At 71.6% G+C, this 24,188-nt stretch carries 19 protein-coding genes and 1 tRNA gene; 9 read left to right on the top strand and 11 right to left on the bottom strand.

The features are described from left to right. The first annotated feature begins 14 nt into the window (after nucleotides 1-14). From acsA to AC3RKB_RS11430, 5 genes are read left to right on the top strand one after another with little or no spacing between them, the layout of a single operon-like run. Nucleotides 15-1,844: an acetate--CoA ligase gene (gene acsA / locus AC3RKB_RS11450; RefSeq protein ID WP_491436269.1), complete on the top strand. Its 1,830-nt coding sequence runs from the start codon at nucleotides 15-17 to the stop codon at nucleotides 1,842-1,844. Continuing rightward, nucleotides 1,841-2,893: a pyruvate dehydrogenase (acetyl-transferring) E1 component subunit alpha gene (gene pdhA / locus AC3RKB_RS11445; protein ID WP_491436268.1), complete on the top strand. Its 1,053-nt coding sequence runs from the start codon at nucleotides 1,841-1,843 to the stop codon at nucleotides 2,891-2,893. Before acsA ends, pdhA begins: the two co-directional genes overlap by 4 nt. After that, the gene (locus AC3RKB_RS11440; RefSeq protein ID WP_491436267.1) at nucleotides 2,890-3,870 is read left to right on the top strand and encodes an alpha-ketoacid dehydrogenase subunit beta; all 981 of its coding nucleotides are present in this window, start codon (nucleotides 2,890-2,892) and stop codon (nucleotides 3,868-3,870) included. Before pdhA ends, AC3RKB_RS11440 begins: the two co-directional genes overlap by 4 nt. Beyond that, on the top strand, nucleotides 3,863-5,392 hold the full coding sequence (locus tag AC3RKB_RS11435) for a dihydrolipoamide acetyltransferase family protein (RefSeq protein WP_491436266.1): 1,530 nt from the start codon (nucleotides 3,863-3,865) through the stop codon (nucleotides 5,390-5,392). Before AC3RKB_RS11440 ends, AC3RKB_RS11435 begins: the two co-directional genes overlap by 8 nt. After that, nucleotides 5,389-5,631, top strand: a complete 243-nt coding sequence (locus AC3RKB_RS11430; protein ID WP_491436265.1) for an acyl carrier protein — start codon at nucleotides 5,389-5,391, stop codon at nucleotides 5,629-5,631. The genes AC3RKB_RS11435 and AC3RKB_RS11430 overlap by 4 nt, the downstream gene beginning before the upstream one ends. Before the next feature lie 296 nt (nucleotides 5,632-5,927). Here AC3RKB_RS11430 and AC3RKB_RS11425 read toward each other — a convergent pair whose 3' ends face one another. The 5 genes from AC3RKB_RS11425 to AC3RKB_RS11405 form a co-directional block, all read right to left on the bottom strand. Further along, nucleotides 5,928-6,350 (bottom strand): Rv3654c family TadE-like protein, encoded by a 423-nt coding sequence (locus AC3RKB_RS11425; RefSeq protein WP_491436264.1) that lies wholly within the window; start codon nucleotides 6,348-6,350, stop codon nucleotides 5,928-5,930. A gap of 107 nt (nucleotides 6,351-6,457) precedes the next feature. Beyond that, entirely contained in the window at nucleotides 6,458-6,766 is a 309-nt protein-coding gene (locus AC3RKB_RS11420) for a TadE family type IV pilus minor pilin (protein ID WP_491436263.1), read from the bottom strand. Between the two features lie 16 nt (nucleotides 6,767-6,782). After that, nucleotides 6,783-7,061, bottom strand: coding sequence for a DUF4244 domain-containing protein (locus AC3RKB_RS11415; protein ID WP_491436262.1), 279 nt, complete (start codon nucleotides 7,059-7,061; stop codon nucleotides 6,783-6,785). Nucleotides 7,062-7,116: 55 nt separating this feature from the next. Then, the gene (locus AC3RKB_RS11410) at nucleotides 7,117-8,118 is read right to left on the bottom strand and encodes a type II secretion system F family protein (RefSeq protein WP_491436261.1); all 1,002 of its coding nucleotides are present in this window, start codon (nucleotides 8,116-8,118) and stop codon (nucleotides 7,117-7,119) included. Beyond that, the gene (locus tag AC3RKB_RS11405) at nucleotides 8,112-9,068 is read right to left on the bottom strand and encodes a TadA family conjugal transfer-associated ATPase (RefSeq protein WP_491436260.1); all 957 of its coding nucleotides are present in this window, start codon (nucleotides 9,066-9,068) and stop codon (nucleotides 8,112-8,114) included. The genes AC3RKB_RS11410 and AC3RKB_RS11405 overlap by 7 nt, the downstream gene beginning before the upstream one ends. Nucleotides 9,069-9,943: 875 nt before the next feature. On the opposite strand from AC3RKB_RS11405, the gene acs reads away from it, so the two are divergent. Further along, on the top strand, nucleotides 9,944-11,899 hold the full coding sequence (gene acs / locus AC3RKB_RS11400; protein ID WP_491436259.1) for an acetate--CoA ligase: 1,956 nt from the start codon (nucleotides 9,944-9,946) through the stop codon (nucleotides 11,897-11,899). A 335-nt stretch (nucleotides 11,900-12,234) separates the two neighbouring features. On the opposite strand, the gene AC3RKB_RS11395 is transcribed toward acs, so the two are convergent. The 3 genes from AC3RKB_RS11395 to sp36 all read right to left on the bottom strand — a co-directional run bounded on the left by AC3RKB_RS11395 (nucleotide 12,235) and on the right by sp36 (nucleotide 14,370). Continuing rightward, nucleotides 12,235-13,125 carry a DUF559 domain-containing protein gene (locus AC3RKB_RS11395; RefSeq protein WP_491436258.1) on the bottom strand — a complete coding sequence of 297 codons (891 nt, stop codon included), beginning with the start codon at nucleotides 13,123-13,125 and terminating at the stop codon, nucleotides 12,235-12,237. A 538-nt stretch (nucleotides 13,126-13,663) separates the two neighbouring features. Continuing rightward, on the bottom strand, nucleotides 13,664-14,143 hold the full coding sequence (locus tag AC3RKB_RS11390) for a RidA family protein (protein ID WP_491436257.1): 480 nt from the start codon (nucleotides 14,141-14,143) through the stop codon (nucleotides 13,664-13,666). Continuing rightward, the gene (sp36, locus tag AC3RKB_RS11385; protein WP_491436256.1) at nucleotides 14,143-14,370 is read right to left on the bottom strand and encodes a Sp36 family protein; all 228 of its coding nucleotides are present in this window, start codon (nucleotides 14,368-14,370) and stop codon (nucleotides 14,143-14,145) included. Before sp36 ends, AC3RKB_RS11390 begins: the two co-directional genes overlap by 1 nt. A gap of 131 nt (nucleotides 14,371-14,501) precedes the next feature. Between sp36 and AC3RKB_RS11380 the strand changes: the two genes are divergently transcribed. From AC3RKB_RS11380 to AC3RKB_RS11370, 3 genes are all read left to right on the top strand, one after another. Beyond that, nucleotides 14,502-17,090, top strand: coding sequence for a transglycosylase domain-containing protein (locus tag AC3RKB_RS11380; RefSeq protein ID WP_491436255.1), 2,589 nt, complete (start codon nucleotides 14,502-14,504; stop codon nucleotides 17,088-17,090). Further along, complete coding sequence (locus AC3RKB_RS11375; protein ID WP_491436254.1) at nucleotides 17,090-18,067, top strand: metallophosphoesterase; 978 nt, start codon at nucleotides 17,090-17,092, stop codon at nucleotides 18,065-18,067. The genes AC3RKB_RS11380 and AC3RKB_RS11375 overlap by 1 nt, the downstream gene beginning before the upstream one ends. Before the next feature lie 80 nt (nucleotides 18,068-18,147). Further along, a tRNA-Pro gene (locus AC3RKB_RS11370) sits at nucleotides 18,148-18,224 on the top strand. Between the two features lie 45 nt (nucleotides 18,225-18,269). Here AC3RKB_RS11370 and AC3RKB_RS11365 read toward each other — a convergent pair. The 3 genes from AC3RKB_RS11365 to AC3RKB_RS11355 are packed head-to-tail and all read right to left on the bottom strand — an operon-like array spanning nucleotide 18,270 to nucleotide 24,058. Continuing rightward, nucleotides 18,270-19,016: an aspartate/glutamate racemase family protein gene (locus AC3RKB_RS11365; protein ID WP_491436253.1), complete on the bottom strand. Its 747-nt coding sequence runs from the start codon at nucleotides 19,014-19,016 to the stop codon at nucleotides 18,270-18,272. A gap of 21 nt (nucleotides 19,017-19,037) precedes the next feature. After that, nucleotides 19,038-22,988, bottom strand: a complete 3,951-nt coding sequence (locus AC3RKB_RS11360; protein ID WP_491436252.1) for a S8 family serine peptidase — start codon at nucleotides 22,986-22,988, stop codon at nucleotides 19,038-19,040. A gap of 5 nt (nucleotides 22,989-22,993) precedes the next feature. Next, complete coding sequence (locus tag AC3RKB_RS11355; protein ID WP_491436251.1) at nucleotides 22,994-24,058, bottom strand: zinc metalloprotease; 1,065 nt, start codon at nucleotides 24,056-24,058, stop codon at nucleotides 22,994-22,996. Nucleotides 24,059-24,188 lie beyond the last annotated feature (130 nt).

The raw sequence follows: 24,188 nt of genomic DNA, 5'->3' as shown, positions 1-24,188 counted from the left end.
CCTAGGCTCGGGCCATGGAGGCGACGACGCCGTCGACGACCCGCTGGGCTCCCATTCCGAAGGATGTCGCGGCACTCGGGGTGCGCCCGAACCTGGTCGACTACGAGGCCGAGTGCGCCGCGTTCTCGTGGGACGACGCGCGCCGCGCGCTCGACGGCCTGCCGGGCGGCGGCGTCAACATCGCGCACGAGGCCGTGGACCGGCACGCGACCGGCCGGCTCGCCGATCACGAGGCGCTGCGTTTCGTTCGGGCCGACGGCACGACGCGGTCGCTGACCTACCGCGAGCTGGCCGGCGAGGTCGCGCGGTTCGCGGCAGTGCTGCGCCGGCTCGGCGTCGAGCGCGGCGAGCGCGTGTACTCGCTGCTCGGCCGCATGCCGCAGCTGTACGCGGCGGTGCTCGGCACGCTCAGGCACGGCGCCGTGTTCTGCCCGCTGTTCTCGGCGTTCGGCCCCGAACCGGTGCGCCAGCGCATGCAGATCGGGTCGGGCGTCGTGCTGGTGACCACCCGTGCGCTGTACAAGCGCAAGGTGCTGCCCGTCCGCGACGAGCTGCCCGCGCTGCGGCACGTGCTCCTGGTCGACGCGGATGGCACGCCCGAGCCGGGCACGCTCGACCTCGCCGAACTGCTGGCCGACGCGGCCGACGCGGCCGACGCGACCGGCTCGGGCGCCGAGCCGACACCCCCGGCCGCGACCGGCCCCGAGGACATGGCGCTCCTGCACTTCACGAGCGGCACGACCGGTCGACCGAAGGGCGCCATCCACGTGCACGATGCCGTGACCGCGCATTTCGCGACCGGCCGCTACGCGCTCGACCTGCACCCCGACGACGTGTACTGGTGCACGGCCGACCCGGGCTGGGTGACCGGCACGTCGTACGGCATCATCGCGCCCCTCGTGCACGGCGTCACCGCGATCGTCGACGAGGAGGAGATGGATGCCGAGCGGTGGTACCGCATCCTCGACGAGCAGCACGTGACGGTCTGGTACACCGCGCCGACGGCGCTGCGCATGCTCATGAAGGCCGGCGCCGAGCGCGCCGAGGGACACGACCTGTCGGCGCTGCGATTCGTCGCGAGCGTCGGCGAGCCGCTCAATCCCGAGGTCGTCGTGTGGGGGCAGGAGGCGTTCGGGCTGCCCGTGCACGACAACTGGTGGCAGACCGAGACCGGCGGCATCATGATCTCGAACTACCCGGCGATGCCGATCCGACCGGGGTCGATGGGCCGGCCGCTGCCGGGCATCGAGGCGGCGGTCGTCGCTCGCGACCAGGCGGGGGCGCCCGTCGTCCGCGACGGCGAGGCGGTGCTCTGCGAGCCGGATGTCACGGGCGAGCTGGCGCTCCGTCCGGGCTGGCCGTCGATGTTCCGCGGCTACCTCGACGAGGAGGCGCGGTACCGGAAGTGCTTCGCCGGCGGCTGGTACCTCACGGGCGACCTGGCGCGCCGGGACGCGGACGGGTACTTCTGGTTCGTCGGCCGCGGCGACGACGTGATCAAGTCGTCGGGGCACCTGATCGGGCCGTTCGAGGTCGAGAGCTGCCTGATGGAGCACGAGGCGGTCGCCGAGGCCGCCGCGATCGGCGTGCCCGACCCGGTGGCCGGCGAGGTCGTGAAGGCGTTCGTGGAGCTGAAGCCGGGGCACGAGCCATCCGACGCCCTTCGCCTCGAGCTCATCGGGTTCACGCGCAAGCGGCTCGGCCCGGCCGTTGCGCCGCGGCTGCTCGACTTCGCGCCCGCGCTGCCCAAGACCCGCAGCGGCAAGATCCTGCGGCGCCTGCTCAAGGCGCGCGAACTGGGGCTGCCCGAGGGCGACACGTCAACGCTGGAGGCCGGACGATGACGCCGGCGATGTCGCCCGAGGAGCGCGCGGCGCGCATCGCGGCCGACCCCGAGCGCGCGGTCGACCTGCTGCGGCAGATGGTGCGCGTGCGCCGGCTCGAGGAGCGCTGCGTCGAGCTGTACTCGGCGTCGAAGATCCGCGGGTTCCTGCACGTGTACATCGGCGAGGAGGCCGTCGCCGCGGGGCTGATGTCGGCGCTGCGACCGGATGACGCGGTCGTCGCCACGTATCGCGAGCACGGGCACGCGCTCCTTCGGGGCGTGCCGGCCGAGTCGATCATGGCCGAGATGTTCGGCCGGCGCGAGGGATGCTGTCGCGGGCGGGGCGGGTCGATGCACCTGTTCGACGCCGGCACGCGGTTCTACGGCGGCAACGCGATCGTCGCGGGCGGGCTGCCGCTCGCGGTCGGGCTCGCGCTGGCCGACAAGATGAGCGGCCGCGACCGGGTGACGGCGTGCTTCTTCGGCGAGGGCGCGATGGCCGAGGGCGAGTTCCACGAGAGCATGAACCTCGCGGCCCTCTGGGACCTGCCCGTGCTGTTCTGCTGCGAGAACAACCTGTACGCGATGGGCACGGCGCTCGAGCGGTCGGAGTCGCAGACCGACCTCGCGCTGAAGGCGTCGGGCTACGCGGTCGCCGCGTGGGCGGTCGACGGCATGGACGTGCTCGCGGTCGAGGAGTCGGCGCGGCGCGCGGTCGACGCCGTGCGGGCGGGCGGCGGCCCGCACTTCCTGGAGCTGCGCACCTACCGGTTCCGCGCGCACTCGATGTTCGACCCTGAGCGCTACCGCGACAAGGCCGAGGTCGAGCAGTGGATGGAACGCGACCCGATCGCGCTGATGCGGCGCGAGCTCGAGGAATCCGGTCACCTCGCCCCCGAACGCTGGTCGGCGCTGCAGGAGGAGGTCGACGCCGAGATCGACGCCGCCGTCGCGTTCGCCGAGGCCGGGACGCTCGAGCCCGTCGAGGAGCTCGCGCGGTTCGTGATGTCGGAGCGGGGCGGTGCGCCGGGGCCGGCCGCTGCCGGCGGGACGGGAGCGGCGCCGTGAAGACGACCTACCGCGAGGCGATGCGCGCCGCGATGCGCGACGCGATGCAGCGCGACGAGCGCGTGTTCCTCATGGGCGAGGACGTGGGCCGCTACGGCGGCGGCTTCGCGGTCAGCCTCGGGCTGCTCGAGGAGTTCGGGCCGTGGCGCATCCGCGACACCCCGCTCTCGGAGGCCGCGTTCGTCGGGGCCGGCATCGGCGCGGCGCTCGGCGGCATGCGGCCCATCGTCGAGATCATGACCGTCAACTTCAGCCTGCTCGCGCTCGACCAGATCGTGAACAACGCCGCGACGATCCTGCACATGTCGGGCGGGCAGCTGAACGTGCCGCTCGTCATCCGGATGACGACCGGCGGCGGCCGCCAGCTCGCGGCGCAGCACTCGCACAGCCTCGAGGGCTGGCTCGCGCACATCCCGGGCCTGCGGGTGCTCGCGCCGGCGACGCTCGAGGACGCGCGCGGCATGCTGTGGACCGCGCTCGAGGATCCCGACCCGGTGCTGATCTTCGAGCACGGCTCGCTCTACAACGTCGCGGGCGAGCTGGCGGATGACGCGGGGCCGGTCGACATCGACCGCGCCGCAGTGCGTCGGACCGGGGCGGATGTCTCGATCATCACGTACGGCGGCACGCTGCCGACCGCGCTCGAGGCGGCGGAGTCGCTCGCCGCGTCGGGGATCGACGCGGAGGTGCTCGACCTGCGCTCGCTGCGTCCGCTCGACGATGCCGCGATCCTCGCGACCGTCGCGAAGACGCATCGCGCGGTCGTGGTCGACGAGGGATGGCGCAGCGGCAGCCTCTCGGCCGAGGTCAGCGCGCGCATCACCGAGTCGGCGTTCTACGACCTCGATGCGCCGGTCGGCCGCGTCTGCAGTGAGGAGGTGCCGATCCCGTACGCCAAGCACCTCGAGGAGGCGGCGTTGCCGTCGGTCGCCCGGGTCGTCGCCGCCGCGCGGGAGGCGGTGGGCGCGAGTGCCTGACCTGCGCATGCCGTCGCTGGGCGCCGACATGGAGCACGGCAAGGTCGTCGAGTGGCTCGTGGAGCCCGGCGCGTACGTGCACCGCGGCGACCTGGTCGCGGCGGTCGACACCGAGAAGACGGTCATGGAGATCGAGTCGTTCGAGGAGGGCGTGCTCGCCGAGTACCTCGTCGACCTCGGCGAGACGGTACCGGTCGGTACCCCGATCGCGCGCGTGACCGGCACGCCGGCGGATGTCGCGGGGCCGGGGCCGGCGGTGCCGGTTGCCGAGGCGCCGGCCGCCGAGCCCGGGGTGAGCGCGGCGCCCGCGGCCCCGGGGGCGGCCGCCGCCGCGGTTTCGGCGCCCGCAGCGCACGTGGCTCCGCCTGTGCGCCACCTGGCGCACCAGCTCGGGGTCGACGTGGATCGCGTCCGCGGGTCGGGACCGGACGGCACGGTCACGCGGGCGGACGTCGAGGCCGCGGCGGCGCCGATCGCCGCGCCGCGTAAGCCGGCACCCGCTCCCGGCGACCGTGTCCGATCGTCTCCGCGGGCGCGCCGCCTCGCTGAGCAACTCGGCCTCGATCTCGCGACCGTCGAGGGAAGCGGGCCGGGCGGTGCGGTGACGGAAGCCGACCTGCATCGCGCGGCCGAGGCCCGCGCGGCGGCCGAGGCGCACGCCGCGGCGGAGCCGAGCGCACCGGAGCCGCCTCACGCGGCGCGCGCGCCGAAGCCGCGACGCAGTCGCGCCACGCGTGCGCACGAGCAGCCTGCCGCGCCGAGTGAGCGCGCCGCCGCGCCATCCGAGGCCGCAGCCACAGCCGCAGCCGCAGCCACCGAACGCGCGCCGGCAGCAGCGGCGGCGAGCGCCGCCGAGCGCGTCGCGAGCCTGCGTCGTGCGATCGGGGCGTTGATGGCGCGATCGAAGCGCGAGATCCCGCACTACTACCTGAGCACGACGATCGACCTCCATGCGGCGCTCGAGTGGATGCGGCAGGCGAACGCCGGCCGGCCGCTGTCGGAGCGGCTCGTGCCGGCGGCGCTGCTCATGGCGGCGAGCGCCCGCGCGGCGAAGGACGTGCCTGAGATGAACGGGTTCTTCGTCGACGGAGGGTTCCGCCCGAGCGAGGCCGTGCACCTGGGCGTCGCGGTCGCGTTGCGCGGCGGCGGACTGGTGGCGCCGGCGATCCACGATGCCGACCGTCTCTCGCCCGACGAACTGATGACGGCGCTGCGCGACCTGGTCGCCCGCGCCCGGGCCGGGCGCCTGCAGCGCGCCGAGATGAGCGACCCGACGATCACGGTCACGAACCTGGGCGATCTGGGCGTGGAATCGGTGTTCGGGGTCATCTACGCGCCGCAGGTCGCGCTCGTCGGGTTCGGGCGGGTGGTCGAGCAGCCGTGGGCGACGGATGGGCTGCTCGGCGTGCGCCCGGTCGTCACGGCGACGCTCTCCGCGGACCACCGCGTGAGCGACGGCCTGCGCGGCGGCCGCTTCCTCGCGCGCGTCGACGAACTGCTGCAGAAGCCGGAGGAACTGTGAACGAGACGGATGCCCGTGCGGCCGTGTTCGCGGCCTTGAACGAGGTCGCGCCCGACGTCGAGACCGACGACCTCGACGCGTCGGCACGCCTGCGGCAGGATCTCGAGCTCGACTCGCTCGACTTCCTGCGCCTGCTCGAGGTGCTCGCCGGATCGACCGGCGTGTCGACCCCGGAAGGGGACTACGCGGGGCTGATCACCGTGCAGGCTCTCATCGACTACGTCGCCGCGCGCGCGTGACGGGGGCCGCGACGGCATCGCCGACCCGTGCCGCCACCGACCGCGCCGCCGACCGACGAACGTCAACCGGCGGACGGAGTCGCCGTGTGACGCCGCGGGTTGTCGAGACTGAGGGTTGCTCAGCATGATGGGCGCGGACTAACCACCGTCCTGTCCTCGGGGGTCGCGGCGTTTCCCTCACCTGGCGCCGCGACCCCGCGACGGGCTCGAACAGCGCGGTCGTTCGCTCGATCCCCCGACTCACCCGCTCCGTCCACCTCACCCGGTCCCGTCCACGTCACTCGGTCCCGTCCACGTCACTCGACCCCGTCCACTTCACCCGGCGGGCCGGCACGCGCCGACGCCGACGCCGAGAACGCGGCGCGCTCGACCACGACCGAGACGGTCGCCACTGCGCCCGACACCTCGCACCCGGTGATCCGCGCCCCGTTCCGCGCGGCGAGCTGCCCGGCGAGTGCGCACGGCTCCCCCGCCACGGCGCCGGAGATCGCATCCGCTGCGGCGAGCGCCGCGGCGTCTGCGGCGTTCGCCGCATCCTGCGACGCCACGGACACCGCGAGGACCGCGACGAGCGCCGCCGCGAGCGCGACGATCGCGCCCACGATCGCCAGCGCGAGCACCGTGGCCGCGCCGCGTTCCCCCGCCGCGCCGCCGAGCGGAATGGCCGCGAAGCCACCGGCTCGGCGCGGTCGCCGCAGACGCGATCGCCTTGGCGACACCGGGAGAAAGGTATCCGCCGGATACCTTTCCCCCGGCTTCCCCTCAGGAGTGCCGCACCGACCACGAACCGGCTCGGTCGGCGTGATCGCCCACCGGGTCCCGGTGCTCACAGCCCGCCCCGCATCGCGCACGACTCGGCGCGCAGTTCGAGCGCCGACAGCACGCCGCCGGCGCGCCCGGTCAGCGTCGCGCAGACGAAGGGCTCGTCGACGCTGGTCGACAGCGACGCCCCGGCCGCGTTCCGTGCGGCGATGCCCGCGGCGACCGACGCGCTCTCGCCGCGGCCGAGCGCACGTGCAGCGTCGGCTGCGGCATCCGCGAGCCGAACCTGCACGGCCGCGACGTGCACCGCTGCGAGCGACGCGGCGAGCACCAGCGCGATCGCGGGCAGCGCGACGGCGAACTCGGCCGTCACGCTGCCGCGCTCGCGCTCAGCCCACCGTGAGCGCATTCCGCACGAGGTCGGTGAGGATGCCGCGAACCTCGTCGCCGCGCAAGATCACGACGAGCAGGCCCGCGAACCCGACGGCGGCCATGGTCGCGACGGCGTACTCCGCGGTCGCGGCACCGCGTTCACCGGCCAGCCGGCGGGTCAGGTGCCGGAGCCGGAGCCGCGCCCGGTTCGGCGCGTTGCCGCCACTGGTGCGACCGTCATCGGTCGCGGACACGCGAGGGCGCCCGGTGGATCGGTTGGTCGGGACGTTCGACATGTGGTTCCTTTCAGAGGGCCGCGGATGCGGCGTCGGTGGCACGAGCCAGGAGTCGTCATACGGCCCCGCCGAGGGTGCCGGTGACGACGGAGATCATGAGCGGCGCGACGCCGAGCAGCACGAAGGCGGGCAGCACGCAGCACCCGAGCGGGATCATCAGGCGCACGCCGAGCGCCGCCGCCCGTTTCGAGCCGTCGGCGCGCGCCGCACCGCGGAACCGGGCGGCTTCGGCTCGGAGCAGGTCGGCCACCGGAGCGCCGGCCTGCTCGGCCACTCTCAGCACGGCAGCCGCATCGGAGGACGCCGCGAGCTCGGGCAGGTGCGTCTCGAGCGCGGCGGCCACGAGCTCCTCCGCCCGGGCGAGCGACGCACCGCTGCGCAGCGCCACCGCGAGGAGCTCGAGCTCGAGCCCCGCTGCAGGCCGGGCGACGGCCGCGCGGCGCACGAGGGAACGGTTCCACCGGGCGCCGGCCCAGAGCAGCGCCGAGCCCGCGGCGAGGCACGCGAGTCCGACCGGGTTGCCGACGAGCACGCCGAACGTGTCGAAGCCGAGGAGCGCTCCGAACGCGACCGCGATCACGGGCAGCGCGGTCACCAGCCGCGCACTCGCGGCCGGCCCCGCGAGTGCGGCCTCCGCCTCGCGGCGCAGCTGCGCCTCGTCGCGCAACGCTGCGGCGAGCACGCCGAGCGTTCCGGCGAGCGGTGAGCCCGCGGCATCCGCCACCGCCCAGGCCGCCGCGAGCGTCGACCACGCGGGCGACGCGTCGCGGTGCACGCCGCGGGCCTGCTCGATCGCGTCCGCGACCGGCGCGCCGTCCGAAGCCGCTGCCGCACCGGCGGCCACGACGCCTGCGTCGCCCCGATCGCCCGCGTCGCCCGCAGCGACGTTCCGCCACGCCGCCGCCGGCGCGAGTCCCGCCGTGAGCAGGGCCGCGAGCCGTTCGGCGGCCGCCGCCACCCGATCGATCACCGCCGCGGGGTCGGCTCGCCGCGCGCGATGCCACGCGAGGAACACCCGCACCGGCCCGGCGGCACCACGCCGTCGCCGGCTCAGCACGGCGCCATCCCGAGCCGGCCGTCGTCGAGCCTGAACCGGCCGATCGCCGCCACCCGTCGACGCCCGTCGACGCGCTCGAGGTGCACGACGAGGTCGAACGCGCTCACCGCCTGGCGTGCGACCGCGTCGGCCGACATGCCCGCCGTCGAGCCGAGCGCCTCGAGCCGCGCGGGCACGTCGTCGAGCGAGTTCGCGTGCAGCGTTCCGGCGCCGCCGTCGTGCCCGGTGTTCAGTGCCGCGAGCAGTTCGCGCAGCTCGGGCCCGCGACATTCCCCGACGACGAGCCGATCGGGGCGCATGCGCAGCGCCTCGCGGAGCAGCACGTCGAGCCCGATCCGTCCGCTTCCCTCGAGGTTCGCCTGCCGCGCCTCGAGCGCGACGACATGCGGATGCCCGATCCGGAGCTCCGCGACATCCTCGAGCAGCACGACCCGCTCGCGCGGCCCCGCCTCACCGAGCAGGGCGCCCAGCAACGTCGTCTTGCCCGTGCCGCCCGCGCCCGTCACGAGGACGTTGCGGCGCTCGGCGACCGCGCCGCGCAGCAGCACCTCCTGCTCGCGATCGAGCATGCCCGCCCTGGCGAGCGCGGCGAGCGAGAAGTCCGCGACGCGCGGCACGCGCACCGAGACGAGGGTGCCCATGGAGGACAGCGGTGGGAGCACGACATGCACCCGGATGCCGCGCCCCACGCGCACATCGACGGCGGGCGTCGCCTCGTCGACATGCCGGCCGCCGCGGGCGATCAGCTGCACGGCGAGCGCCCGCACCTCGGATTCGGCGGCGGTCCACGACGGCTCGTGCTCGGCACCCGTGCCGCGATCGATCCACAGGCCCCGGTCGCCGTTGACGAACAGGTCGGTCACCGGGCCGGATGCCGCGTACGGCGCGAGCGGCCCGAGGAGGGCGAGCTCGTCGGCGGTGACGCCGCCGGTCGCAGGCGCGGGCCCCACGCGTCCGACCGCTCCGGCCGGTGCGGCGAGTGGGGCGGGTCCGGAGGCTGGCGCCGGGCCGCCGGGGCGGGACGCCGCAGAAATCGACGGGCGGTCCGGCGCCTCGGGCGCCCACGGCGAGACCTCGCGAGTCCGGCCATCCCCTTCGGCTGCCGCGGGGCCAGGCACCGTCGCGGCCGCAGTCGCGGCGGCACCGAGCCCGTCCGCGAGCGCAGGCTCGCGCGGCGAGGACTCCCACGAGGGGACGGGCACGAATGGACGCGGCATGCCGCCGACGCTAGACGCCCGCCCCGCACCATCCGCCACGATCCATGCCTGAGACGGAACGAACCCCCCACCACGCCGTTGTGGAGGAGGGGTCGTGCCGTGGCATCCGGGATCGCGCCCGGGGTGCCGCTTAAAAGAAGGGGGCGGCACCCATTGGGGGGAACAGGTGCCGCCTCGGCAACGCAAGGATTGGGGGGAATCTCGAGCGTTGCAGGCCTCGAAACGAAAACGTCCGGGCGGTACTCAGTGTATGGGTTACCGATCCATGCGCAAGCACTTTTTGTCCTCATTTGTGCCGACACTCAGAAATTTCTTCGACTTCCTCCAGTGGGAGGAATCGGAGCTGCGGATCCGTTGGAGAAATCGTCAGTAGACGACGCATTCCGAAGGTTGCGGCGACCGGTCGACGCGGCGCGAATGCCGTGAGAGCCCGGCGCGCGACCCGCTGAGAACCTCGTCACGACCCCCCGTCGGGCCGCGATCAGGGTTCAGACTACGCCCCGCCGACGCGCCCGCGCGAACGACACGCACTCCGGCGGGCGGTAGTCTGCTGTGTGGGGCAGGCGACCCACCGTTTGAATCTTTCGCGAAGGAGCGATCGCACCACTATGAACGCGCAGATCGATCACGCGCTCGAGGAGATCCGGCGCTTCCGCCCGAGCCCCGAGTTCGCCGCCCAGGCCGTCGCCGACGAGGGCCTCTACGACGCCGCCCGGGCCGACCGGCTCGGCTTCTGGGCCGACCAGGCCCGCACCCTTCTCCAGTGGGAGAAGCCCTTCACCCGCACCCTCGACTGGTCGAACCCTCCGTTCGCGAAGTGGTTCGACGACGGCGAGCTCAACGTGGCCGTCAATTGCCTCGACCGCCACGTCGAGGCCGGCCTCGGCGACCGCGTCGCGCTCCTCTGGGAGGGCGAGCCCGGCGACTCGCGCGCCATCACGTACGCCGAGCTGACCGACGAGGTCAAGCGCGCGGCGAACGCGCTCACCGACCTCGGCGTGGGCGAGCACGATCGCGTCGCGATCTACCTCCCCATGATCCCCGAGGCCGTGGTGGCGATGCTCGCGTGCGCGCGCATCGGCGCCATCCACTCGGTCGTCTTCGGCGGGTTCAGCGCCGACAGCCTCGCGTCGCGCATCGACGACGCCGAGGCATCCGTCGTCATCACCGCGGATGGCGGCTACCGCAAGGGCCGCGTGTTCCCGCTCAAGCCGGTGGTCGACGAGGCGCTCGGCAAGGCCGAGGGCGGCACCGTGCGCAACGTGCTCGTCGTCAAGCGCGGCGAGAACGAGGTCGACTGGAACGCCGACCGCGACCTCTGGTGGCACGAGGCCGTCGCGACCGCGTCGAACGAGCACGTGGCGAAGGGGTTCGAGGCCGAGCACCCGCTGTTCATCCTGTACACCTCGGGCACCACCGGCAAGCCCAAGGGCATCCTGCACACCTCGGGCGGCTACCTCACGCAGGCCGCGTTCACGCACAAGAACGTGTTCGACCTGCACCCCGAGCGGGACGTCTACTGGTGCACGGCCGACGTCGGCTGGATCACCGGCCACTCCTACGTCGTCTATGGGCCGCTCGCCAACGGCGCCACCCAGGTCATCTACGAGGGCACGCCCGACACCCCCCACCCCGGCCGCTGGTGGGAGATCGTCGAGAAGTACAAGGTCTCGATCCTCTACACGGCGCCCACCGCCATCCGCTCGTTCATGAAGCTCGGCCGGCAGATCCCGCACGAGTTCAACCTGCGGTCGCTGCGCCTGCTCGGCTCGGTCGGCGAACCGATCAACCCCGAGGCGTGGATCTGGTACCGCCACGTCATCGGCGGCGGCTCCATCCCCGTGGTCGACACGTGGTGGCAGACCGAGACCGGCGCGATCATGATCTCGGCGCTGCCCGGCGTCACCGACCTGAAGCCCGGCGCCGCGCAGGTGCCGGTCCCCGGGGTGTCGATCAGCATCCTCGACGACGACGGCACCGAGATCCACGGCGAGGGCGGCGGGCTGCTCGTCGCCACCGACCCGTGGCCGTCGATGCTGCGCGGCATCTGGGGCGACCCCGAGCGCTTCAAGGAGACGTACTGGGAGAAGTTCGGCGACAAGTACTTCGCCGGCGACGGCGCCCGCCGCGACGAGGACGGCGACTTCTGGCTGCTCGGCCGCGTCGACGACGTCATGAACGTCTCGGGCCACCGCCTGTCGACCGCCGAGATCGAGTCGTCGCTCGTCGCCCACCCCTGGACGGCCGAGGCCGCCGTCGTCGGCGCGTCCGACGAGACCACGGGCCAGGCGGTCGTCGCGTTCGTCATCCTCAAGGCGAGCCAGGTCTCGCACGTGAACGACCCGTTCGAGGCCAGCGAGGAACTGCGCAAGCACGTCGCCACCCAGATCGGCGCGATCGCGCGGCCTCGCCAGGTGTTCATCGTCAACGAGCTGCCGAAGACGCGCTCGGGCAAGATCATGCGGCGCCTGCTGCGCGACCTCGCCGAGGGCCGCGAGATCGGCGACACCACCACCCTCGCCGACACGTCGATCATGCAGGTGATCAGCGCGCAGGTGCGCTGACCCCTTCGCACTCCGGATGCCGCGGCGGGCGCGTTCCGCCGCGGCATCCGTCTGCCCGCCCCGCGCCCGCCGTCGCCGCGCGCCAGCCGCACCCTCGGTTGCTGCCAACCTCGCTCCTGGGGGCGTTTGTAGGACTTCCGGGCGATTGTCGGTCATTTGGCTGGACGTAGGACGACACGTCGTCGATTCGTCCTACAGTCATCGCATTGTCCGACCAAGCCTCGCGTGTCATACAACGCAGCGTGCCGCCGTCCGCCGCCCGCCACCGCCCGTACGGAACATCCCGCGCGCGACGACCTGACGAGTACCAACCCCTCCTGCGGCGATCGCGCACCTCACCGCAGGTGCTTGCCCGCGGCCATGACCTCGAGGATCGCGGTCTCGATCATCGGCCAGCTCCATTGCACCTGATCGCCGCTGTACCGGAGCACGATGAACCCCATGCGGCGAAGGCGGTCGTCCTGTTCCAAGTCGCGATTACGCTGTCTGCGAGGCGCGTGCGGCCCGAATCCGTCGATCTGCAGCACGAGGCGCTTGCCGATGAGTCCGTCGACCGGATGCCCGTCGAGCACGACCTGCGGCACCATCACTACGCCGCGTCGCGCCAGCCTGATGCGGGCGAGCGATTCGAGACCGGAATCGGCCAAGCCGTCGGCATTCTCGACCACCTTGGCGAGCGCGGCATCGCCAGCGGCAAGCTCGCGAAGTTCCTCGATCGTGATCTTCTTCCGGCGCAGCGCCGAATCGACGACCATGACGGCGCGCTCGAGGGGTTGGCACGCGGCGATCTGCGATAGCGTCCGCCGCAATGGCACGATGACCGCGCGGACACGGGGAGCCAGCACCGGCTCGGGCCGCCGAGTCCAGTGCACGACGAGTTCGCGCCGCGTGGTTCCCGGCCAGGATGGCGCAGCGCGATCCAAGCGCGGCGTGTCCCGGCCGGCGCACAGGTGCAGGGATGCATCCTCCAGATCCCACAACCCGTGCAACGGGGCCGCTGAAACGCATGCGAGTGTCGCCCCAGCATGCACCGCGTGGATGAGCGCGGAGTTGCACTCCGGCGCCGCGAACCAATCGCGCCGCACACGGCGGACCGCGCCGGCCTCCACTGCCGCTCGGAGCTGTCGGGGCGTGACCGCCTCATCGCGCAGTTGCACACGGTGGGCGAGCTTCCAAGTTCCCAGCGCGCGGTGGACTCCGGCGAAGTCTGAGACGCGGGCAGGCATGTCCTGGAGCATTCCGGAGTGCGCCCCGACGTACCGACCGGAGGGGAGATTGTGCACCGATGACGCGAGCGCGCCGCGCGGGAGGACACGTCGCGGGCGAACAGCACGTGTCTCCGTCGACGGACGGCGAGCGTGTGTGGCCCTGGCAACTGCATGCGAAGACGGGCCGCCGCACCGCGAGGCCCGACCGGTTCCGGGCGGCGCCCACTGAAATCTAGGACACGACGCCGAAGTCATGACAATCATCTGAATGTCGGACAGAACCGCGCCCTTTCGTCCGACATTCCGGCGCCCGTCATCCCATGACGCCCACGTCCTACATTCCGAACATCCGGAGGAATGTGGGCGCGAAGCCAGGCGTGCGGGCGCGCGGGACGCGAGGCACCGGCGCGCGGGGCGCGGGACGCGAGGCACCGGCGCGCGGGACGCGAGGCACCGGCGCGCGGGGCGCGGGCGCAAGCAGGGGCGCGCGGGGCGCGCGAGCCGCGGGCGCAAGAGCGGGCGGGCGTGGGGCGGGGCGACCGCGCGCCCGCGCGCGCTACGCGAACTCGACGATGAGCTCGACCTCGACCGGGGCGTCGAGCGGGAGGACCGCGACGCCGACGGCCGAGCGGGCGTGGCGGCCCGCGTCCCCGAAGATGTCGCCGAGCAGCTCGGACGCACCGTTGACGACGCCCGGCTGGCCGGTGAACGCGGGGTCGGATGCCACGAAGCCGACGAGCTTGACGACGCGGGTCACGCGGTCGAGCGACCCGAGTTCGGCGCGCACCGCCGCGAGGGCGTTCAGCGCGCAGAGCCGCGCGTACGACTTCGCGTCGTCGGCGGGCACGAGTCCGTGACCGTCGCCGACCTTGCCGGTCGCGGGCAGCGCGCCCAAGACGAACGGGAGCTGGCCCGAGGTGTACACGAGCGACCCCGTGACGGCGGTGGGCACGTACGCGGCGACGGGAGCCGCGACATCCGGCAGCGTGATGCCCAGCTCGGCGAGGCGCGCCTCAGCCGAAGACGACGCACCCATCAGGCACCGCCCTCGAACTGCTTCGCGGCCTGCGCGGCCGCCGCGGCGCCGGCGGATGCCGCAGCCGACGTCTCGCCGCCGACGGGGCGCTTCAGGTAGGCGACGAGGCCGCCCTCGGGGCCCTGCACGACCTGGACGAGCTCCCAGCCCTCCTTGCCCCAGTTGTTCAGGATCGCGGCCGTGTTGTGGATCAGCAGCGGGGTGGTGATGTACTCCCAGGCGGGCATGACGCTCCTTCGAGCCGGCGGTTGCGAGAGGAGTCGGCGGGCGGTCGCACGCACGCTCGCACGCGCGCACCAACGCGGGCACGCCTCGGTGCACCGGGTTTTTGCCAGCCTTCTCGGTTAAGCTCCACTATATGTCTGCCCAAAAACCCTTGAGTGATGCCGCCACGGGCGTCCTCGGCTTCGTCGGCATGAGCGCACTCGCCGGCATCCTCGTGACCGCCGCGGTGACCCCCGCGCTGGCCGTCACGGGCATGGCCGCGAACAACAGCATCAACATGTTCGAGAACCTGCCGGCATACCTCGACATCAGCGAGCTGTCGCAGAAGACGGACATCTACGTCACCACGGCCGAAGGCACCCCGTACCCGCTCGCGTCCTTCTTCGACGAGAACCGCGAAGAGGTGGCGTGGGACCAGATCAGCCAGTACGCGAAGGATGCCGCGATCGCCGGTGAGGACCCGCGCTTCTACGAGCACGGCGGCGTCGACATCCAGGGCACGGTGCGCGGTGCGCTGAGCACGGTGACGGGCAAGGACGTGCAGGGCGGCTCCTCGATCACCCAGCAGTACGTGAAGAACGTGCTCATCAACAACGGCGTGAGCCAGGCCACGACCGAGGAGGAGAAGGACGCCGCCTACGCGGAGGCGACCGAGGTCTCGGCCGAGCGCAAGCTCAAGGAGATGCGCTACGCGATCGCGCTCGAGAAGAAGTTCTCGAAGGACGAGATCCTGCGCGGCTACCTGAACATCGCCGCGTTCGGCGGCCGGGTGTACGGCATCGAGTCGGCCGCCCAGTACTACTTCGGCGGAAAGCGCGCCGCCGACCTCACGCTCGCCGAGGCCGCGAGCCTCATCGCGATCGTGAACCACCCCGAGAAGTTCCGTCTCGACCGTCCTGACAGCGAGACGAACGGCGCGAACACGGTGGTCGACGGGCAGCCCGTCCCCTATGCCGAGAACAAGCAGCGCCGCGACTACATCATCGGCGAGATGCTCAAGTACGGGAAGATCACGCAGGAGGACGCCGACGCGGCCATCGCCTCGCCCGTCGCCCCCCTGATCACCGAGCCGAGCACGGGATGCCAGACGGCCGGCGGCAGCGCGTACTTCTGCGACTACGTCACGTGGATCATCAAGAACCACTACGACGACCCCGCCACCGAAGACGTGAACGAGGGCTCGCGCCTGCTCCAGCAAGGCGGCCTGCAGGTGTTCACGACCCTCGACCTCGACCTCCAGAGGGCGGCCGAGACGTCGATCGCCGAGAACGTGCCGACCGTCGACGAGCGCTTCGACGTCGGTTCGGTGGCGGTGAGCGTCGAGCCCGGCACGGGCCGCGTGCTCGCGATGGCCCAGAACAAGAAGTTCACGAACGACCCCGAGCTCGCCGCGACGAGCGCCGAGTACACGTCGGTGAACTACAGCACCGACTACGAGTACGGCGGGTCGAGCGGCCTGCAGCCGGGTTCGACCTACAAGACGTTCACGTTGGCCGAGTGGCTGAACGCAGGCCACTCGCTGCTCGAGTCGTTCAACGGGTCGCGTCGCGCCTTCACGTCGTTCACCGACAGCTGCACCGGCAACTGGAGCGGCAGCTACAACCCGCGCAACGACGACGGCCGCATCGCGAACAACGCGGTCGACGCCACCAAGTGGTCGGTCAACACGAGCTTCATGGCGATGGCCCAGCAGCTCGACCTGTGCAAGATCAAGCAGACGGCCGAGGCGTTCGGCGTGCACCGCGCCGACGGCGGCGAGCTGCAGATGAACCCCTCCGACGTGCTCGGCACGCAGGAGATCGCGCCGGTCACGATGGCGGCGGCGTTCGCCGGCATGGCCAACAACGGCACGACCTGCAGCCCGATCGCGATCGACCGGATCGTCAAGGCGAACGGCGAGGAGGTCCAGCCGCCGCAGTCGAACTGCGTGCAGTCGGTGACGCCCGAGGTCGCGCACAGCATGGAGTACGCGATGCAGCAGGTGTTCGCGGGCGGCGGCACGGCGGTCGCCTCGAACACGGGCTCCGACGTCCCGCACATCGGCAAGACCGGTACGACGGATGGCGCGAAGGACACCTGGATGATCGGCTCCAGCACCGAGGTCGCGACCGCGGTGTGGGTCGGCAACGTCACAGGTGACGCGAACCTGCGCGACCTGAGCTTCGACTCGGGTTCCGCGGCGACGGCACGTCACCGCATCTGGCCCGCGATCATGTCGGTCGCCGATGGCAAGTACGGCGGCGCCGCGTTCCCCGAGCCCCCCTCGGGTGCGTTCAAGCAGGTCCTGGTCGACATCCCGGCCGTCGCCGGCCTCTCCGTCGAGGAGGCGAAGAAGGCGATCGAGGCCGCCGGGTTCGTCTTCGAGCAGGGCGCCGAGGTCGACAGCGACCAGCCGAAGGGCACCGTCGCGGGCACCGATCCGTCGGGCCAGGCGGCTCGCGGCGCGGTCGTGCGGGTGCTGATCAGCAACGGCAACGTGGCGCGCGTGCCCGACGTGCGCGGCATGGACGCCGATGAGGCCAAGTCGACGCTCGAATCGGCCGGCTTCAAGGTGCAGACGCGCGACGAGAACGTGACCGATCCGAGTCAGGATGGCGTGGTCATCGCGCAGTCGCCCGATGCGGGCGGCGCGGCGAAGCCCGGCGACACCATCCGGCTCTCGATCGGCAAGCTCGCGGGCGGCGTGACGCCGCCCGGCGGCGACTCGCCCGGGAACGACTAGTGCCCGGTCCGCGCTCGACCGCCGCGACGCGGATCGCCGCGGCGGTCGGCGTCGCGGCGGCGGCCGCGGCGGTCTACGGGTCGCTCATCGAGCGGACCCGCTGGACGCTGCGCCGTGTCGAGGTGCCCGTGCTGCCCGCGGGCTCGACGCCGGTGCGCGTGCTGCACGTCTCCGACCTGCACATGGCGCCGTGGCAGCGCTCGAAGCAGGGCTGGGTCGCGTCGCTGGCCTCGTTGAAGCCCGATCTCGTGGTGAACACGGGCGACAACCTGGGGCACGAGCGCGGCATCGAGGGCATCCGCCGCGCGTTCGCGCCGTTCCGCGGCGTCCCGGGCGTCTTCGTCAACGGCTCGAACGACTACTACGGCCCGGTGCTGAAGAACCCGTTCGGCTACTTCGGCGGTCCGTCCGGCCACATGACGCGCGCGAAGCGCCTCGACACGGCGGCCCTGCACGCGTTCTTCGACGAACTCGGATGGATCGACCTCGACAACCGCGCGACATCCCTCGACCTTCGCGGCACGCACTTCGAGATGTTCGGCGTCGACGACCCGCACAAGGGATACGACCGGCTCGACCTCATCACGGCGGCGATCGACGACCTCCGCTCCGACGATGCGCTCGGCGACGATGCGTGGCCCGACGGCCCGACTCCGAAGGAGCTCCGGCCCACGGTGACCGTGGGCGTCACGCACGCGCCGTACCAGCGGGTGCTGAACTCGTTCGTGACGCACGGCGCGCAGCTGCTGCTCGCCGGCCACACGCACGGCGGCCAGGTCTGCGTGCCCGGGTTCGGGGCGCTGGTCACGAACTGCGACATCCCGCGTTCGCAGGTCAGCGGCCTGAGCGTGTGGCGTCACGGCCTGCGTTCGGCGTACCTGCACGTCTCGGCGGGCCTCGGCACGTCGATCACCGCGCCGATCCGGTTCGCGTGCCCGCCCGAGGCGACACTGCTCACCCTGGTCCCGGCCGGATGACGCGGGCGCGCGTCCGCACGTCGGGCGTGGTCAAACGCGCGCGGAATGTGGGCTATTCTTGTTGAGGCCTTCGGGCCAGACGGGGTGTGGCGCAGCTTGGTAGCGCGCTTCGTTCGGGACGAAGAGGTCGCAGGTTCAAATCCTGTCACCCCGACCATGTGATGCAGCGAGACCCCCTCCTTCGGGAGGGGGTCTCGGCCGATCAGATGAAGCCGTCGTAGGTGCGTCGGACGACGCTGGAATGGATCCAGTCGATGAGCGTGACGTAGTCCCACACCGGCATGCCCGTGGCATCCTGGATCTGCTTCGCGTAAGGGGGCATGTCGCTGCACTCGAGCAGCAGCGCGCCGATCTCGGGGCGGTCCGCCACCAGCTGCACGGCGGCGCCGACGACCTCGTCGCGTACCTGCTCGAGGTCCATCCAACCCTGGTCTTCGAGGATCGCTCCGCGGAAGCCGGGGCTGTGCTCCATCCCGGCGACGACGATCGGCGCGCCGTCGGGGATGCCGACCGCCGTCAGCATCTGCTGGTCGAGGCTGCTCTCCTTCGCGCAGAGGATGCCGAGCCGCTGCTGGGGCTGCAACGCACCGAGCAGCATCGGCACCTGGCACAGGCTGGAGAGGAACACCGGGACCGGGAGCGCCGCGGCGAGCTCGCGCTGGAACCGGGCGAAGTAGCCGCACGCGCCGACGATGGCGCGGCATCCGTCGCTGACGAGTTCGCGGGCGGCCGCGAGGATCGGTTCGAGCAGCGTCGGGTCGCCGCCGATGAGCCGGGGGCTGTCGGCGCCCTCGACGACCTTGAACCGGACCGGGTAGTCGTACGTCGACGCGTTCGCGACGTTGCCCGGGATGATGGGGTATCCGGTGTTCAGCAGCAGGATGCCGATGGCGTGCCCGGCCATCACCTGGCCGGAGGGCTGGTGGATGATCGTGCCCAGTTCCCTCACCTCACATGGTCCGCCGCAGCCTCAGACGATGCCGAGGCGGGCTCGCACCGCGTCCACGAAGGCGCGAACGTCCAGATCACCGTACCCGCGTTCGGGGCTGCCGAGGACCTTGAAATCCCGGGAGTGATTGATGAGCAGCTGCCGCAACTCGCCCTGGGTGAAGCCGGTCGCGGGACCTCCGGCCATCGCGGCCTTCCGGCCCATCGAGAGCGCGAGCGCGACCGCCCCGGTGACGTGCGGGGCCGCGAAGCTGGTCCCGGAACGAGCCTCCGCCATGACCTCCTCGTCAGTGCCCGCTCGGGCCGCCGCGATGTTGACACCGGGGGCGACGAGATCGGGCTTCATGACGCCGTCGGTGTTGGGCCCGTGCGAGCTGTGCTCGTAGAGCTCCTTACTGTCCTGGGGTGCGATAGCGCCCACGGTGATCACCTCCGAACCGGTGCCGGGGATCGTGATGGTGACGTCATCGACGGCGCCGGCCTTGAACGACAGGCTGCGGTCACGCTGATCCTCGAGCCAGGCGTGGAACACGTCGGCGCCGCGCCAACTCTTGACCGTGATCAGGAGCTTCCATTCGCCCGGCTGGACGGCCTTCTTCCTGCCCGGGGACACGGTGATCGAGAGCCGAGCCTTCCGAGGGTTCGCCGGGGCGTACTGCTCGTAGCTGGCGTTCAGGTCGTTCAGCGTCGTCAGCGCCTCTGAGATCGGCGTGCCGACCGTGAGCACACCGCTGAGGTTCTGGTCGGGATCCACGATCTGGAAGTCGTAGAGGTTGTGGGTACCGAACCACAACTCGAGCTGGTCCGAAGCGCCCTCGCGCGCGGGCACGCTGATCGGCGTGGAGTTCCAGCGGAGCGTCTTCAGGCTCTGATCGACGTACTCGAAGCGTGCATGCCGTCCGAATCCCCCTTCGTTCCCCGCTGATTTCACGATGACGTGATCGGGCTGTGCGACGAACCGCGCGCACCGCTGCTCGACCTCTGCGGTTCCGTCGTGCGCCCCCGCGTTCATGCCGTTCGAGATGTTGACCACGACCGGCAGTCCGAGTTCCCCGGCGCGGTCCTCGATGAGCTGGAGTGCGTTCAGGTGTCCCGCGGACGCACCGATCGATTGGCCGCGGCGGTCGAAGCGCACGACCAGCAGGCGTGCGTCCGGCGCGATCCCGCCGCCGAACTTCGGCTGCTCGCCGAGGGCCCGGCCTGCGGCGATGCTGGCGACGGCGGTCCCATGCTCGACCCCGGTGCGAAGCGCGGCCCGGTCGCCGTCGGCGAGGGCGTCGAAGTCGGTTCCGAGGTACACGGCGCCGCCCTTCACGCCGAGCCGCGTCACCAGGTCCGCCCCCTCCGGGGAGAAGGTCCGAGCCGGAGCGTCGGCGGGTACGGCGGTGTCGCGCTGGTCCCAGTACAGGTCGATCCGGCTGTTCCCATCACCGTCCATGAAGGCGTGGTGGTAGGGATCGATGCCGTCATCGATCAGGGCGATCAACGCCTGCTCTCCACGCTCGTCGATGCCGGCACGGTCCAGCGGCACCCCGACGAACGGAAGGCTCACCCGGCACTCCGTCTGGAGCGCCGTCCCGCTCGCCGAGAGCGAGACCACGTCGCGTGTCCGCGCGAGCTCGCGCGCGGCCGAGGAGTCGACGAGGACGCTCAGCACGTCGGCATCGCGGGAGATCACCGACATCCCCGGGATCGCGGGAAGTTCGGTGGTCGCGTCGACGACGACCAGCACGGCCGGCTGCGGCACAGAGTCGTCTGCCGACAGGAGGATCGGGTCGATCGTGCGGAGCGCCTCCTGTGCGCCGCAGATCCGGCGCCACAGCTGCTGTGTCTCCGCGGCACCGCGCAAGGCCACGACGAGCGCTTCGACCGACGTCCCGAGCTTGGTCGCCACCGTCTTCCCGGAGGCATCCGTGCTCCTCGTCGCCGCCCGATGCGTCGCGACCACCTTCCAATCCTGGTTGAGCACCGGCGCGCCGGCGCTCCCCGCGGCTGTGGCGAGGATGTACCGGACATCGTGCCCGTCGTTGGACAGCAGTCGGCCGCCGACGTAGGACAACGACTTCGGTCCGAGGTAGGGGTAGTGGATGGCGGCGATGGGTCCGCTCGTCGGCCGGCCGAGCTCGATCTGGAGGGGTTCGCGGTCCTCCATCCGCTCGGCGAGGCGCAGGATCAGGAGATCGATCGTGTAGTCCAGGAGGGCGATCTCGGCCGCGGCGACCGCAGTGACGGCGGCGCCGTGACGGTCGGCGTCGAACTCGACGGAGCATTCCGTGAGATCGACCTCGTCGGGCGCCAGCAGCTTCTTCGCCTCCGCGCTGTGATCGCCGAAGGTGGCCACGTGCGCCGGTGCGACGACGAGGTCGGGTGCGATGAGCCATCCGGTGCTGCCCGAACGCCCGAATCGCACCCGTGCGACCGATCGGGCCGCCTCCAGTCCGGAGGAGAGGAACGAGACGCCCACCATCTCCAATGCGTCGGGTTCTGGAAGGCTGTGCAGCACCTCGGGCAGCGGCTGCCCCAGTTCGGTCAGTGCAGTCGTGATCGGCGCGGTATCGTCGACATCCCCGCGCTCGACGATCATGCGGAGCAGCCATTCGAGCGCTTCGGACAGTTCGCCCGAGTCGTCCCGGGCGAGCCGGCGCACCAGATCGGGAAGCGGCTCGATCGTCCCGTCGGACCGAGTGAGTTGATGGGCGAACGGGGATCCCATCACGAACCTCTCCGCGTCGTTCGGGAGGACGGCGACGACGGACTCGAGCGTTGCATCGGAGAGTGCGGGGCCGGTTCGTGCGGGCTCGGTCCTCGCCTCCGAGATCGCGTCGGATGCCGGGACATCCGGAGGCAGGATCGCGTCGAGGAGTTCAGCGTCGAGCAGGCCGCGCCGGTTGAGCGAGTCGACCACGGCGCCCAGATACTCCTCGTCCGAAACCCGGTTCCGCCCTGGCTGGGCGTCGATCGCCTCGGCGACGGCCGGACCGCGTGCACGCAGGAAGTCGAGCGCGGCGTCGAGGTCGGGGAATCGCGCGAGGAGCTGCCGGGTGACGTTCTTCACTCCTCTGGTCTCGACGCTCGGGGTGAATGCCTTCGACTGACTCTGGGTCGCTCCGATGTCGTCCCCGGGCGCGGTGAACGACGAGTCGGGGTACTCGGCCTCGAAGGCCAGTGGATCCGTCGGGGGAAGCGGGCCGGCGAAGCGCAAGCCGAGCGAGACGACCCGGCGGTCGAGCGCGAGTTCCGAGACCGGGACGGCCCAGTTCTCCTTCCCGAACTGGCCGCCGAAGTGGCAGCCGTGCACGGTGCCGCTGGACAGGTTGACGAGGGCGGCACCGGCCGCGCCGCCGAGCGTGGAGCAGTCATGGGCGATGGACCAGTTGCCGCGCTCGTCGAACCGATCGGCGGAGTGGCCCAGTACTCGGCCGGGTGAGACGACCTTCTGACCGGTGTCGAACTCGCCGAGGTCTGCGAGCCACTCGGGGTCGTTCCGAGCGTCGGGCGCGTAGTACCAGGCGAGCGCGACCGCGTCGCCGGCTGAGACATCCGGGGTCGCATCGAGGCTGAGCGGCTCCACCGGAGGCACACTGTCGAGCTCGAGCACGGCGAAATTGAGCACCGGATGGCGCATGAGACATCCGACGATCCGGTACTCCGGTCCCTCGCCGAGCAGTGCCCCCATCCGCAGTGCCGGACGGTGGCGCACGATGCCGCCGGCACCGGACGGCACGATGAGGTCGGCGATGAACCCGGCGGTGACGACGAGACCGGGCCCGGCGAGGAATCCTGCTCCCACCCACTGCATGCCGGGGTGGTCGTCCAGTTCGATGCGGCCCGTCGCCGCGACGGCACTCTCGATCGCGGGCCAGCCGTTCTCCACTGCGGTGGCCAGGTCGTCTTCGCGCTGATCCCAGTTGACGCGGTATGCATCGTCGATGCGCAGGACCGGTCGTTCGGCGGACCGGAGGATCAGCGCCATGATCGTCAGCCGCTGCGACCGGCCCGCATGGCAGCCGCGGCGCTCTCGACGATCGACACGCCTGCCCCGGCGGGCGATTCGACACCCTCCGTCCTGACGGGTGCCGCGTTCTCGAGCGCGGAGAGGATCTCGTCCTGCTTCGCGACGACGCTCTCGCGCTGTGCCTGTTCGTCGGGATACAGCAACCGAAGCCCTCGGACATCGCCTTCCGAGAGCGCCTGGCCATCGCCGTTCGGCGCGCACGGGCTGGGCTCGGTCTTGTAGAAGAGCGAGGGGAATCGGTACAGCATCACGGATGCACGGTCGAAGGGCCCCACGACGAGGCCGGGGTCTTCTTCCGTCTTGAGGTTGTGGTCGACCTTCGCCCGATCCCAGAAGTTGGGGAACCCGGCGAGGTACGTGTAGATCCCCGGCCGCCGACCGTTGCTGTCCGCGATGAACGCCCCGCGGTCGTCCTGCGTCGGCTGGTACCCGGGGTCGTCGTCCCACCTGAAGGACACCTGGCATGGACCGCGCATGTTCTGGTGCGAATGGTGGAACCCCAACGCGTGCAGGAACTCGTGCAGCGTCGTGCCCCGCCACGACGCCGGACGCTGGACGGCGAACCCGCCGAGGTTCAGGCTGGCCTGGTACGGCCGCCCGCCGACACGAGAAGTGGGCGGGCCGATGCTGGTGTCGACGCTGTCGATCCCGACGAGTGAGAAGTAGCCCTTCTTGTCGAAGCTGACGCGAATGTCGGCCGCGTGTTCGGTGTCGGACTCGGTCCAACGGCGGAAGTCGCCGTCCGCCGTCTCGCCGAAGTCGAAGACGACACCGCAGGCCTCGGTGACCTTCTGGAGCGTGGTCGCGATGTCGAGGTGCAGGTCGCTGTCCCCGTCGAAGAAGGCCACCTTGATCACCTTGCCGGGCAGCCAGCGCCGGAGATCCGAGACGACGAATTCGAGGCCGAGATCGCCGCCGAACGAGAGCTCTTGCAGCTTCGCATTCCGGATCTCGACCGTGGCGGCCACATCGTCGGGGAGATTATCGAAGAGAATGTCGCCGTCCCGTAGCTGGCTGAAGAAATCCATGACTCCCCCTCGAATCGGTCATCCCCGGTCTTACTCTCATCCCCCGAACATGACCAGTCCTCACTTCAGGGGACGGCGCGGATCTCTTGGCGCGCCCGAGCTGCGAATGGGCGCACCAGGCGCATTACGC

The sequence above is a fragment of the Agromyces capsici genome, from assembly GCF_058349965.1.
The sequence above is the reverse complement of the archived record's forward strand: the minus strand, read 5'-3'. Positions and strand labels throughout refer to the sequence as shown.